The organism is Acinetobacter sp. CFCC 11171, from assembly GCF_003268405.1.
GTDB classification, from domain to species: Bacteria; Pseudomonadota; Gammaproteobacteria; order Pseudomonadales; family Moraxellaceae; genus Acinetobacter; species Acinetobacter amyesii.
This window is the reverse complement of sequence record NZ_LQXP01000001.1, coordinates 18,080-31,198: the sequence shown is the minus strand read 5'-3', so window position 1 is coordinate 31,198 and position 13,119 is coordinate 18,080. Positions and strand designations below refer to the sequence as shown.

The window sequence follows — 13,119 nt, the reverse complement described above, 5'->3', positions numbered from 1 at the left end:
GATTTTTTAAGGTATACTTTGCCTAATTTAAATGAATAGATTAGGAGCACACATGACTGTAGATGTCACTGAAACCATTTCTCAAACTGTACATCCCGCGTTTCAGTTGATTCGTCAACATCATGTTGAAGCTTTAGACATTTTAGTGTCTGAATATAAACACAAAGTGACTGGCGCGGTGCATTATCACTTAGCCACAAACCATGACGAAAACGTATTTTTAGTTGCCTTCCGTACGCAGCCTATGGATTCAAAAGGTGAGGCGCATATTCTTGAGCATACGGCACTGTGTGGCTCAGAAAAGTTCCCTGTACGTGACCCATTCTTTTTAATGATTCGTCGTTCACTCAATACGTTTATGAACGCGTTTACCGCAGCGGATTGGACAGCATATCCATTTGCAACGCAAAACAAAAAAGATTTCCAAAACTTGTTAGAAGTTTATATGGATGCTGCTTTTGCTGCGAATTTGAACCCGCTTGATTTTGCGCAAGAAGGGATTCGTATTGAGCTAGAAAATGGCGAAGCGGTATATAAAGGCGTGGTATTTAATGAAATGAAAGGTGCAATGAGTTCACCTTCAGATCAGTTGTATCACCAACTTGCCCATCATTTATTCCCAGAAACAACTTATCATTACAACTCAGGCGGTGATCCGAAAGACATTCCTGACTTAAGCTATGAAGAGTTAGTAAGTTTCTACAAATCACATTATCACCCAAGTAATGCCGTGTTCATGACCTTTGGTAATGAGCCTGCATATAACTTACAAGAACAGTTTGAAACGCTTGCTTTGTCAAAATTTGAAAAAGGTCAAACGCTGTATTCAAAACCTGAGCGTCGTTTAACTGCGCCTGTAACTGTAACTGAAACGTATGCAGTTGATGCTGAAGACCTCAAAGACAAAACCTATCATGTGCTTTCTTGGTTATTGCCTGAAGCAAGTAATATCAAATTACGTTTAGGGATGCGTTTGGTTGAGGGGGTATTGCTTGAAGATTCTGCTTCGCCATTACGTCATTACTTAGAAACCTGTGGTTATGCACAGTCTACTGGTCCATTCATGGGCGTAGATGACTCAAACTATGAAATGACGTTCTACTGTGCAATTCAAGGTTCCAACCCTGAGCATGCAGAACAATTTAAAAATGGCGTGTTTAAAGTATTAGAAGACGTTGCGGCTAAGCCTGTTGACCCGGCTTTAGTTGAGGCGATTTTGCATCAAATTGAATTGCATCAGCGTGAAATCAATGGTGATGGTACACCATATGGCCTAAGCTTAATTCTGAATGGTTTAAGCAGTGCGATTCACCATTCAGACCCTGTGGATGTTTGGGATGTGGATACGGCCATTGAACAAGTGAAGGAAGAGTTGAAAGACCCAATGTGGTTATCTAACTTAATCAAAACTTACTTGCTTGACAATCAACATCGTGTGCAATTAACTTTGGTTCCAGATGCTGAAAAAAATGCGTTGGAAGCGGCAGCAGAAAAAGCACGTTTAAAAGAAATTGTTGCGAATTTAACTGAAGCGCAAAAAGCAGAGATTATTGCGCAGACTGAAGCACTGAACATTCGTCAAGATACCCCAGATGATTTGAACCTATTGCCTAAAGTAGGTTTAGAAGACGTTCCTGCACAATTACAGATTGTACAAGGTCAATTACGCGAAATTATCAGTAATGGCTTGGATACGCCGTTAAATCTTTACCATGCAGGCACCAATGGTCTTTATTACCAACAAGTTTTGATTCAGATTCCTGATGAAGTGGTGCAATCGCCGTATTTCAACCTCTTGTCGATTTTGATGGGTGAAGTTGGTGCAGGTGAATACGACTACTTAGAGCTACAACAGTTGCAAACAGCTGTGAGTGGCGGTTTAGGTATGGGCGCATCGCTGCGTTCAAAAGTGGACGATAAAGGTCAAATTAGTGCTTGGCTAACGTTGACCACTAAATCATTGGTGAATAATCTTGAAGCCATTCGCTTATTGAAATTGGCTTTTGAACAGCTACGTTTTGATGAGAAAAACCGTATCGTAGAGTTATTGCAACAACGTAAAGCACGTTGGCATTCACGTGTTTCTGGCTCTGGTCATAGCTATGCAATGCAAATTGCAGGTCGTCAACATAGTGCATTGGCGTTACGTGATTATCATAATACAGGCCTAGGCGCGCTGAACTGGTTGTCAGAACTTGTCAGCAAAATTGAGCAAGACGACACGGCTTATAATGCCTTGATTGATGAGCTTAAGTTAATTCATAACCGTTTGCTTAAAGCACCAAAACAATTCTTGGTGGTGTGTGAAGAACATCATTCAGACCGATTGGTTGAGGAAGTTCAAACCATTTGGGATAAAGTGGCGATTGACGATAACCCACATGATTTAACTCAAGTGAATTTTGCAGATAGCAACAATGACGAAGCTTGGCTCATTCAAGCCAATGTTCAGTTCTGCGCTTCAGCATATCCTGCGGTGGAAGTGTCGCATCCTGATGCAGCACCTTTAATGATTTTGGCGGCTTATTTGCGTAATGGCTTCTTGCATAGCGCGATTCGTGAAAAAGGTGGTGCTTATGGTGGCGGAGCAAGCTATGACGGTAATGCATGTTCATTCCGTTTCTATAGCTACCGTGACCCACGTTTAGCTGAAACGTTTAAAGATTTTGACGCAAGTGTGCAGTGGCTACTGAATGCTGAACAACAACCTCATCAGCTAGAAGAAGCGATTTTGGGTCTAATTGCTAGCATGGATAAACCGGGATCACCAGCGGGTGAAGCTATTACAGCTTGTTATGCTTTATTGCATAAACGCACGCCAGCTTTCCGTCAAATGTTACGTGAACGTCTTTTGAATGTGACTTTGGAAGATCTAAAACGTGTTGCTGTGGCGTACTTGGTTGAACAACAACCGACGAAAGCTGTGGTTGCACCGGTGGCTAAGCGAGATGCTTTGGTTGAGCTTGGTTTCGAAATAAAACAAGTGAATTAAAACAAAAAAAGGGGTTTTTATGGCGTTCAAATCTCTTGAGCGTACGACATTGCAACTGAGCCTCATTGCGCTCAGTTCAATGTATGTCAATACTGTAAATGCACAAAATGCGGAAGTGGCTGTTAAACCAGCTACCGCTGAAGCATGTGTGGCACTTGAGTCAAATGCAGAGCGATTATCGTGTTATGACGCTTTGTTTAAAGTGCAACCTGGTGAAAAAGAAATGTTGGTTTCTGAGCGCCAAGCCGCCCAAGAAATTAAACCTGAGCCGACTGAAAAGCTGACTTTGAAAGAAAAAGTCAGTCATGCGTTTACGGACCGTTTATTTGCTGTAGAAGCACCGAACCTCAATCCAAATCTTTCATTATTGGATAGTCGTTGGGAGCTTTCTCCAGAAAGTAAATTGGGAACATGGAATATTCGCGGCTATCAGCCTGTGTATTTAATGCCGGGATATTGGACATCGGATAAAAATGAACGTCCATCTAGCCCGAATGAAAATAACACGGTACAAGCCGATCAGGAACAAAACCTGAAATCGATGGAAGCCAAGTTCCAATTGTCATTAAAAACCAAAGCTGTTGAAAACTTATTTGGTGATAATGGTGATATCTGGTTGGGCTATACCCAGTCTTCTCGTTGGCAAGTCTACAACGAAGATGAATCTCGACCATTCCGTGAAACCAACTATGAGCCTGAAGCCAGTCTGGTTTTTCGTACCAACTATGAACTCTTGGGTTTGAACTGGCGTATGCTGGGCTTAACTTTTAACCATCAGTCTAATGGGCGTTCTGATCCCTTATCGCGGAGTTGGAACCGTGTCATGTTAAATCTAGGATTTGAACGTGACAATTTTGCACTGATGTTACGTCCTTGGTATCGTTTCGAAGAAGATACCAAAGATGATAACAACCCTGACATTACCGATTATATAGGACGTGGGGATTTAACAGCGTTTTATCGTCATAAAGATCATGACTTTAGTTTGATGTTACGTCATTCATTGAAAGGTGGTGATGATTCACATGGTGCGGTGCAGTTCGATTGGACTTTCCCAATCAATGGTAAATTACGCGGCACAGTTCAATTGTTTGATGGCTATGGTGAAAGCCTGATTGACTATAACCATCGTGCAACCTATGTCGGTGTCGGTGTGTCATTAATGAATTGGTTCTAATGCTTCGCAAATAAAAAACCACGCTACGGCGTGGTTTTTTTATGGCTGAGTGAAAATGTACAAATCAACCGATTTGGATCTCAGAAGGCGGGTGTTTTAAACGACTCTTCTTCGGTGTAGCAATCAGATAAGCCAGTGTTAAGGGTCCAAGGCGGCCTGCGAACATTAATAATATCAGGGCGACTAAACTGGCGGGTTGTAAGTCACTGGTGATGCCACGAGATAGGCCTACTGTACAGGCAGCGGACACTGCTTCAAAGAGTAAGTCTAAAAAGCGTTTGTCAGGTTCGAGTAGCAATAGACTGAAAAAACCAATGAAAATCAACGTTACTGTAATGAAAATCACCGCTAATGCTTTAAAGGTAGTTTTTTCTGAAACAGAATGGTTAAACACACGCAGTTCGTCTTCACGTCTTAAAAAACTGACCACACTGAGTACAACAATAATAAACGTCCCGACTTTGATGCCACCAGCTGTACTGAGAGAACCACCTCCAATAAACATTAGTAACATCGTGACGAGTGATGATGCATCGCTCATGCTTTCCATGGGTAAGCTGTTAAAACCGGATGAACGTGGAACCGTTGCATGGAACCAAGCATTTAGGGCTTGATCACCTAGTGACATCGTGGCTAAGGTTGCAGCATTATTGGCTTCTAATAACCAAATGGTGATGAAGGCAAAGACATTTAAGCCTGCAATGGTCGATAAAATCAGCTTGCTATTGGTGCTGAGTTTTTTCCAACTTTTATTGCGCTTAATGTCCATCAGTACCAAAAAGCCGATACCCCCAATAATGTAAAGCATACTGATGGTAAACGTAATGAAATAACGGTCAGCAAAGCTCATTAAACTATTGGGAAATAATGAAAATCCACCATTATTAAATGCTGAAACACTATAAAAGGCAGCATAGAACAGGGCCTGGTTAAAATTGTATTCTTGCATCCAAGCGATGGTCAAAATAACCGTTCCCACCATTTCAAAAAATAGCGAATACAGCAGTACGCCTTTGATGGTCATGGTCACTTTGGCAAGGCTGGTTTGTCCAATGGTTTCTTGAGCCATAATTTGTTGTTTTAGCCCAATTTTAGGGGACAAACTCATAGCGGCCAATATCGCAAAGGTCATAAAACCGAGACCACCGCATTGTAGTAACCCCATAATCACGACTTTACCAAACACCGTATAGGCTTCGCCGACATTCACAACTGAAAGTCCTGTAATGGTCACGGCAGAGGTCGCTGTAAAGAGGGCATTGATCCAACTTAAATCCCCATGATGTGAATAAGGGAGTTTTAACAGCAAGGTGCCAATGATAATGAGCCCAAGAAAACCCAATGCCAAAATACTGGGTGGGCTGAGATTAATGGTATTACGCTGTTTATTGTGAAGTTTCATGTTTTTTTACTGTCATCTTGCGTGATTATGTGCAAAAGGAGCTCGACGCTGATTACAAAGTTGCTTTAAAGTGTTTAGCCAGTCGACGTAAATGTTCGAGTAAACCTTCAACCACTAAAATATCGCCTGTTTGTAAAATCAGGTTCGGATCTAAACTATATTGAAGCTCGGTGCCACGTTTATGCAATATTGTCTTCACTTCAGGGACATGATCCATTATTTGATTTAAACGCGTGCCTTGTTGTGATTCTTTAATTTCAACTTTCACCAAATAATGATCATCTTCGAGCACCATGTAGCGGCTCACCATTGGATAACTCAGTGACTGGGCAACACGGACACCCATATCTTCTTCAGGATGGATGATTTTGCTGATGCCTAAATGGGTTAAAATCATGTGATGCGCTTTGGACTTGGCTTTGGCCCAAATTTTGTTGATCCCCATGTTTTTAAGATGGAGCACACATAAGATGCTGGCTTCAATATCTTCACCAATTGCGACAACGACGGCTTCACAATTTTGAATATTGAGTTCTTGTAAAACGTGCTCATCTGTTGCATCAGCAATCACTGCATGGGTCAGTTGGTCCGAAATACTTTCAACAAACTTTTTGTTGCTATCGATTCCAATGACATCGTGTTTTAAACCCATGAGTTCTGTGGCTACAGTTGCGCCAAAACTTCCTAAGCCAATCACAGCGAATTGAGCCATGCCGTATTCCTAAATTATTCTAAAGTTATTGAATATGTTGATGTTAGCTTGTTCAGCCTAGAGCGGCTATGAAAATTTACATAATCCATCTAAACCGAAAAGCTCTAATTTTTAATTTCTTCAGTGTTTTGATAGGCATAAAGTTCAGCAATGTTGGGGTAATTATACATAAATTGTTGATATTTAAAAATTTAATAGCCTAATTTATTTTTTAGAATGTATTGAAATTGATGCTGATCTTCTTTAATGACATTTAGAGTGGCTTTACGAACAAGCTCAGAATTGTTCTTTAAACGGTTTAAGCCATCGCATGAAAATTCACGGAGGATGGCTTGAACAGGTTCGGGAGCGGTTTGATCACTTAGCTCATCAAAGCGAATATAAACAATGTAATTTGGATATTGATTCAGCATTTCAGCCTGCGCGGTATAACCGTAAATATTTTCTAGATTTTGCGTACGGGATTGATTTGGAATTTATTTCATATTTTAACGAATCTTATCTTCCTCTTGCTTAAGTTGATAAGCCGGATATACATAAAAATGTCCACCTATACCCACAATAACGATCATAAATAAGGCATAAATATTCAACTTTAATTATCCATTTTGTTTTATTTTCAATGGATTATAGTGTGTGATGAATTTAACAACAATGATAGCGTTGATGAATTAAATTGATAAATATATTTATTTTGATGTAGAAAAGAATTGATACAAATAAAAAAGTGGAATCTAGATTCCAGCTTTTTTATAGAAGTCTCATTTATTTCAAGAAACGTTGATAACCGAGATTATTTGTAATCTCAACATATGGGTAGGTAATATTTTCCAATGTTTCAATCAAACCATCAGGGTTTTGTTTGGCATCTGTTGCTTCCATACCCACCAATACACGACCTTCCGCAGCACCGTGGTTACGGTAGTGGAATAGGGTGATGTTATGGGTCGGACCAAGACGTTCTAAGAAAGTCAGTAGTGCGCCCGGACGTTCTGGGAATTCCACGCGGAATAGGCGTTCATTCTCGATATCTGCATGACCGCCAATTAAATAACGGATATGAAGCTTAGCGACTTCATCATCAGAAAGATCATCTACATCGTATTGGAATTTTAAAGTTTCAAAAATTTCCTGACGTTCTTTCTCGCCATTTTTGAGACTGATTCCCACAAAGACTTGAGCAGCAGAAGAATTACTAGCGCGGTAGTTAAATTCAGTGATGTTACGGCCTTGTAGTGCGCGGCAGAATTGAAGGAATGAACCTTTTTCTTCTGGAATGGTCACAGCAAAGATCGCTTCTTTACGTTCACCCAGTTCGGTACGTTCTGCAATGTAGCGCAGACGGTCAAAGTTCATGTTTGCACCGCAAACAATCGACACCATATTTTTATTTTCTAGGCCATGCTCAGCAACATATTTTTTAATACCTGCAAGTGCCATTGCACCTGACGGTTCTACAATGCTGCGGCATTCATCAAAGGTATCTTTAATCGCTGCACAGATTTCATCGGTATTTACCAGTACAACTTCACGCTCAACAATAGGGCCTGAGTTATCTGATTTTTGTAGCTGAATCACTTCAAATGGTTTTTCACCAATTTGTGCAACCGCCGTACCGTCAGCAAATAAGCCAACAGAAGGCAGTATCACACGTTCGCCAGATTCAAATGCGGCTTTTAAACATGCTGATTCGTCATATTCAACAGGAATGACTTTAACATGCGGTGCCACATCACCAAGATAAGCAGCTACACCGGCAATAAGACCGCCACCGCCTACAGCAACAAATACATAGTCCACATCACGCCATTGACGAAGAATTTCATTGGCAATGGTTCCTTGACCGGCCATAACGAGTTCGTCGTCATAAGGTGGAATAAAGGTCATACCTTCATCTTTTGCACATTGGATTGCGTATTTATTGGCTACATCAAAAGAATCGCCATGCAGAACCACTTCACCGCCTAAGCGTTTAACCGCTTGTACTTTAATGTCTGGTGTGGTTTTAGGCATAACAATAATGGCGCGAATACCCAACTTTTTACCAGATAATGCCACGCCTTGAGCATGGTTACCTGCAGAAGCAGTAATAACGCCACGTTCCAACTGAGATTTCGGTAATTGACTAATACGGTTGTAGGCACCGCGTAGCTTGAAAGAAAAGACAGGTTGTAAATCTTCGCGTTTAAAGCGAATGTTATTGTTTAGTTTTTCACTAATTCGTGGCGCTGCTTCGAGTGGGGTTTCGATTGCAACGTCATAGACCGTTGCCTGTAATATTTGTCGAACCAAACGAGACAGCATGTTAATTTTCCATCTAACAGTTTAAAATAGGGGTTTATTGTAACAAACCCCTGTACATTTGGGCTGAAAAATCAGCGTCTAATGTCAAAAAATAGTTGAGCCAAGTTATGAGTCTGTATGCAACCCAAGATGAAAAGAAACAAGCTGCTGCAAAAGCTGCGTTAAAGCATTTGCCAAAGGGCGGTATTTTGGGTGTTGGTACAGGAAGTACTGTGAACTTCCTCATCGAATTATTGCCAGAGCTTCAACTCGAAGCTGCTGTTGCAAGTTCTGAAGCAACTGCACAACGTTTGAAAAAATTAGGCATTGAAGTGGTTGATATGAACCACGTTGGAGGTTTAGATGCCTATGTAGATGGCGCGGATGAAATCGACCGTCATATGCACATGATTAAAGGCGGCGGCGCAGCGTTGACTCGTGAAAAAATCGTGGCGTCTATTGCGAAAAAATTCGTTTGTATCGTAGATGATTCTAAATGGGTTGATCAGTTGGCACGTGAATTTCCGCTTCCTGTAGAAGTGATTCCAATGGCACGTTCTGCTGTGGCACGTAAAATCGTTTCTTTGGGCGGTGACCCTGTATACCGTGAAGGCGTAGTAACAGATAACGGTAATGTAATTTTAGACGTACACAACTTAAATATCCTAAATGCATTGGAACTTGAAAAGACTTTGAATGACATTCCAGGTGTAGTGTGTAACGGTATCTTTGCATTAAACAAAGCGGATATTGCTGTTGTTGCGACCGATAACGGTATTGAAGAGCGTACTGCGGTTTAATCTGTTCTATTAGAATCCCCCCTAAAGTTCCCCTTTGATTAAAGGGGGACTTTTCACCTGAATTTATTTAGGTGATTTTCCCTCCTTTGTAAAAGGAGGGTTAGGGAGGATTTAAAATTAATAAAAAATATGATCCCAAACCTTCCTGAAATTCAAATCACCCGAAAATTACATGCCACACGCTTAAGGCTGCGTGTAGAACCAACTCAAATTAAATTAACGGTTCCCCAGTTTTGTACACAGCGCCAAGTTCAAGATTTTCTGAAACAATCAGAACAATGGATGATTGAGACATGGCAGAAGCAGCAGGAAAAAGCAGGGCAGATTGATAAAACGCTACCAGTAGAATTAAAACTATTCAATTTAGAACAGCCTTTAAGTATTGTTTATAAAGTTCAAAAACATTCATTCATCTTAGATGAAGAAAATCATCAGCTATTCATCAGTGATCGGCAGCCTGAGCAATATTTAAAAAGCTTTGTGATTGCTTATGCCAAAGAGTATTTACCAATTTATTTAAAGCAAGTGAGCAGTGAAACAGGCTTGAAATATGGTGATTGCTCAATTCGTCAGCCCAAAACTCGCTGGGGGAGCTGTTCTGCAAAGCATGACATTATGTTGAATAGTGGGCTGGTACTTTTTCCGTTGGAAATCACGCGTTATGTGGCTGTACATGAGTTAGCGCATACTAAGCACTTTGACCATAGCCCAAACTTTTGGGCTGAAGTGCAAAAGCATGATATAAATTTTCAGCAGCATCGAAAAATACTAAAAATGACGGCAATGCCTTGGTGGTGGGTGCTCTGAATTAAAGGCACTAAGTTGTAAACACTAAAGCATTTCTTAATATATTATTTCAATTAAATCAAATCCTTCTTGGTATGTAGGCGGTTCTAATGCGTAATAAACATTGGTTAATGCCATCAGATCGACTATTTCATCTGAAGGGCGTTGAGCGTTTCTTTTTATGCATAACTCGAGCGGGATTTGAAACCATACAGCAACGCATTTTTTACCCAATTATTTAGCTTGCTCAATTATCGGTAGACGTTCAGATTGCTTTACTAAAATAGCATCAAAAATAATATTTTCAGGTTCGCGGGATATTTGGTTTTTGGCCCAAGTTGATTTCCCAGCCCCTTGGCATCCGATCAATATATAAATGATTTTAACCTTTGGGTTAGTTTTTAATTCATGCTTAAAAGCGTCAAAACAGCATTGCCATGCTGGAATATTTCTTTCTTTAGTGAAGACACGACCTTGAGCTGTGGATAGGTAATGATCAGGATTTATATGCATGATCTGACTTAATAGGATTCAGAAGATAAGCTAACATTATAAAGTGAAGCTTTATATGTCAAAACAGTTCAGAAAACCGTAACTTCCTGTCATACTACGCAGTCATCAAATGGATACTTTGAATAGAGGTAATGAGCGTGATTTCAGTAGGTATTGTCGGCGGTACAGGTTACACAGGTGTTGAATTACTGCGTATTTTACTGCGACACCCAAATGCAGAAGTGAAAGTTTTAACTTCGCGTACTGAAAATGGCCGCCGTGTGGATGATATGTTCCCAAGCTTGCGTGGACATACAGACCTTTGCTATTCAGATCTAAATATTGAAGAACTAAAACAATGTGACGTTGTATTCTTTGCGACGCCGCACGGTGTTGCAATGAAATACGCAGAAGAGTTAGTTGCTGCAAATACTAAAGTGATTGACCTTGCTGCTGACTTCCGCTTGCAAGACTTAGCTCAATTTGAGAAATGGTATGGTTTAGACCATGCCTGTCCAGAGCTATTAAAAGATTCAGTTTATGGTTTGTCTGAATTAAACCGTGAAAAAATTCAAAAGGCTTCAGTGATTGGTAACCCAGGTTGTTACCCAACAACTGTTCAACTCGGTTTAGCACCAGTTTTAAAAGCTGAAGGATTAGTGAAACCTGAAAGCATTATTATTGATGCAAAATCAGGTGTGTCTGGTGCAGGTCGTAAAGCCAGCCTGGGTATGATCTATTCTGAAAATGCAGATAACTTTAAAGCTTATGGTGTAGCGGGTCACCGTCATCATCCCGAAATAGTAGAAGCCTTAGAAAATATTTCAGGTCAAAAAGGTGTGTTTAACGAAATTTTATTCGTACCGCATTTAGTACCGATGATTCGTGGCATGCTCAGCACTATCTATATTGATTTGACAGACGCAGGTGCTTCTGCGGATTTACAAAGCATATATGAACAGTTCTATGCTAATGAGCAGTTTGTAGATGTTATGCCTGCAGGTAGCTCGCCTGAAACACGTACTGTGCGTGGTGCGAACCAATTACGTATTGCGATTTGCAAACCTCAACCGAAAAAATTAGTGATTTTGGTGGCTCAAGACAACTTGGTGAAAGGTGCAGCAGGTCAAGCCGTACAAAATATGAACTTGATGTTTAGTTTTGCTGAAAATGCAGGACTTCAAGGCATTGGTTTATTACCATAAGAAACGATTTAAAACTTCACACACATTTAAAACTGGATTTAAATGTGTGCCTTGAGTGAATTAAAAATAAGAGATGACGATGTCGAATACAGAATCTAATTTCAAGTCAGAACCTGAAAACAGTGAAAAAACGCCTTTTATGAAGACGAATATGCCACTGGCGATTGGTGCAGTTGTACTTGCATTGAGCAGCGGTTTTCTCGGATATAGTATTGGTCATCGTCAGGGCTTAACTGTGGTCGGATATGATGCAGATGCAGAGCAACTTGTTGATGTGGTGCAAAAGCAAAAAACTGAATTAGCAGGCCTGAATAAAAGTTTGAATGCGGCAATCCAAGAGCGTGATGTCGCTGTAAGTAATTCAAATGATTTATATTTGGCTGTTAAAAAAGCACGTGATGATCAAGAGTTAACCGGTAATTTGGGTGTTTTGTATCGTGAAGTATTGCGCCAACGTGGTGGTATGCCGCTTGCAGTACAACATTTAGCGATTAAACCATTACCTGAAAATGCGTATGAATACCAACTTGATCTCGTTCAAGTAAGTCCGTCAAAAAGTAATGTATCTGGAAGTGTTGAGCTGCGTCTAATTAAGGGTACAGAAGTACTTGTAGTGCCTTTAGAAGACAAAAACTTTAACTTTAGCGAAAGTGAGCGACTCACTGGACGTTGGACCATGCCAAAAGGCTTTAGTCCAGACTTTATTGAAGTGCGTTTAAGCGGTTCTAAACCCGTTATTCGCCGTTTTAGCTGGTCGAAAGGTCAGCCTGTTGAAAATCAATCTGCCTTCCTTTCAGAAATTCCTCAAACTGAAGCAAGTGCAAACTAAGTGTGAAACCTAAATCCTATGCGAACCAATAAGCGTCAAACGTGTTTATCTGACATTAAAAATTCATTTTACCAATCTGGTTTAGTGGACTGGCATCTAAACCCGACTCTCAGCCAAGGTATGCAGATGATGGTGATTCAGACATTCAAGTATTGACTGCGCCACCTGAGTTAAAGCGTCCTCCTATGTATGCTGTCGTTTTAATGAACGATGATTACACCCCAATGGACTTTGTAATTGAAATTTTACAACAATACTTTGCTTTGAATCTTGACCAAGCCACTCAAGTAATGCTAACTGTACATTATGAAGGAAAGGGTGTTGCAGGGGTTTATCCGCGAGATATCGCAGAGACTAAAGCAAATCAGGTCAATAATTACGCTCGGTCGCAAAGTCATCCATTACTTTGTCAGATTGAGCCAAAAGATTAATAAGGGGATT

At 40.5% G+C, this 13,119-nt stretch carries 11 protein-coding genes and 1 pseudogene; 7 read left to right on the top strand and 5 right to left on the bottom strand.

Translation table 11 applies throughout. From position 1 onward, the window contains the following. Positions 1 to 52 precede the first annotated feature (52 nt). Positions 53 to 2,992 (top strand): insulinase family protein, encoded by a 2,940-nt coding sequence (locus tag AVJ20_RS00175; protein WP_111883713.1) that lies wholly within the window; start codon positions 53 to 55, stop codon positions 2,990 to 2,992. A gap of 19 nt (positions 2,993 to 3,011) precedes the next feature. Further along, the gene (locus AVJ20_RS00170; protein WP_111883712.1) at positions 3,012 to 4,169 is read left to right on the top strand and encodes a phospholipase A; all 1,158 of its coding nucleotides are present in this window, start codon (positions 3,012 to 3,014) and stop codon (positions 4,167 to 4,169) included. Between the two features lie 64 nt (positions 4,170 to 4,233). Here AVJ20_RS00170 and AVJ20_RS00165 read toward each other — a convergent pair whose 3' ends face one another. The 4 genes from AVJ20_RS00165 to ilvA form a co-directional block, all read right to left on the bottom strand. Continuing rightward, the gene (locus tag AVJ20_RS00165; protein ID WP_078193471.1) at positions 4,234 to 5,571 is read right to left on the bottom strand and encodes a TrkH family potassium uptake protein; all 1,338 of its coding nucleotides are present in this window, start codon (positions 5,569 to 5,571) and stop codon (positions 4,234 to 4,236) included. A 52-nt stretch (positions 5,572 to 5,623) separates the two neighbouring features. Next, positions 5,624 to 6,283, bottom strand: a complete 660-nt coding sequence (locus AVJ20_RS00160; protein WP_078188649.1) for a potassium channel family protein — start codon at positions 6,281 to 6,283, stop codon at positions 5,624 to 5,626. A 191-nt stretch (positions 6,284 to 6,474) separates the two neighbouring features. Further along, entirely contained in the window at positions 6,475 to 6,696 is a 222-nt protein-coding gene (locus AVJ20_RS00155; RefSeq protein WP_111883711.1) for a hypothetical protein, read from the bottom strand. 352 nt (positions 6,697 to 7,048) lie between these two features. Further along, positions 7,049 to 8,587 carry a threonine ammonia-lyase, biosynthetic gene (ilvA, locus tag AVJ20_RS00150; protein ID WP_111883710.1) on the bottom strand — a complete coding sequence of 513 codons (1,539 nt, stop codon included), beginning with the start codon at positions 8,585 to 8,587 and terminating at the stop codon, positions 7,049 to 7,051. Positions 8,588 to 8,694: 107 nt separating this feature from the next. Here ilvA and rpiA point away from each other — a divergent pair, with 107 nt between their 5' ends. Both rpiA and AVJ20_RS00140 read left to right on the top strand, forming a co-directional pair. Next, a complete protein-coding gene (gene rpiA / locus AVJ20_RS00145; protein ID WP_078188646.1) occupies positions 8,695 to 9,366 on the top strand; it encodes a ribose-5-phosphate isomerase RpiA in 672 nt (223 codons plus the stop codon). Between the two features lie 129 nt (positions 9,367 to 9,495). Further along, positions 9,496 to 10,173, top strand: coding sequence for a SprT family zinc-dependent metalloprotease (locus AVJ20_RS00140; RefSeq protein WP_111883708.1), 678 nt, complete (start codon positions 9,496 to 9,498; stop codon positions 10,171 to 10,173). A gap of 213 nt (positions 10,174 to 10,386) precedes the next feature. On the opposite strand, the gene AVJ20_RS18540 is transcribed toward AVJ20_RS00140, so the two are convergent. Next, positions 10,387 to 10,665, bottom strand: coding sequence for a hypothetical protein (locus AVJ20_RS18540; protein ID WP_228157131.1), 279 nt, complete (start codon positions 10,663 to 10,665; stop codon positions 10,387 to 10,389). A gap of 131 nt (positions 10,666 to 10,796) precedes the next feature. Between AVJ20_RS18540 and argC the strand changes: the two genes are divergently transcribed. From argC to clpS, 3 genes and pseudogenes are all read left to right on the top strand, one after another. After that, a complete protein-coding gene (gene argC, locus AVJ20_RS00130; protein ID WP_171319154.1) occupies positions 10,797 to 11,849 on the top strand; it encodes an N-acetyl-gamma-glutamyl-phosphate reductase in 1,053 nt (350 codons plus the stop codon). A 79-nt stretch (positions 11,850 to 11,928) separates the two neighbouring features. Next, positions 11,929 to 12,678: a hypothetical protein gene (locus tag AVJ20_RS00125; protein WP_111883706.1), complete on the top strand. Its 750-nt coding sequence runs from the start codon at positions 11,929 to 11,931 to the stop codon at positions 12,676 to 12,678. Positions 12,679 to 12,696: 18 nt separating this feature from the next. Continuing rightward, a pseudogene (gene clpS / locus AVJ20_RS00120) lies at positions 12,697 to 13,109 on the top strand (ATP-dependent Clp protease adapter ClpS). Positions 13,110 to 13,119 lie beyond the last annotated feature (10 nt).

Coding starts and splice junctions, on each gene's coding strand:
- ilvA (WP_111883710.1), bottom strand. CDS start 8,587: ATGCTGTCTCGTTTGGTTCGACAAATATTACAGGCAACGGTCTATGAC.
- AVJ20_RS00125 (WP_111883706.1), top strand. CDS start 11,929: ATGTCGAATACAGAATCTAATTTCAAGTCAGAACCTGAAAACAGTGAA.
- AVJ20_RS18540 (WP_228157131.1), bottom strand. CDS start 10,665: ATGCATATAAATCCTGATCATTACCTATCCACAGCTCAAGGTCGTGTC.
- AVJ20_RS00155 (WP_111883711.1), bottom strand. CDS start 6,696: ATGCTGAATCAATATCCAAATTACATTGTTTATATTCGCTTTGATGAG.
- AVJ20_RS00175 (WP_111883713.1), top strand. CDS start 53: ATGACTGTAGATGTCACTGAAACCATTTCTCAAACTGTACATCCCGCG.
- rpiA (WP_078188646.1), top strand. CDS start 8,695: ATGAGTCTGTATGCAACCCAAGATGAAAAGAAACAAGCTGCTGCAAAA.
- AVJ20_RS00160 (WP_078188649.1), bottom strand. CDS start 6,283: ATGGCTCAATTCGCTGTGATTGGCTTAGGAAGTTTTGGCGCAACTGTA.
- AVJ20_RS00165 (WP_078193471.1), bottom strand. CDS start 5,571: ATGAAACTTCACAATAAACAGCGTAATACCATTAATCTCAGCCCACCC.
- argC (WP_171319154.1), top strand. CDS start 10,797: ATGAGCGTGATTTCAGTAGGTATTGTCGGCGGTACAGGTTACACAGGT.
- AVJ20_RS00140 (WP_111883708.1), top strand. CDS start 9,496: ATGATCCCAAACCTTCCTGAAATTCAAATCACCCGAAAATTACATGCC.
- AVJ20_RS00170 (WP_111883712.1), top strand. CDS start 3,012: ATGGCGTTCAAATCTCTTGAGCGTACGACATTGCAACTGAGCCTCATT.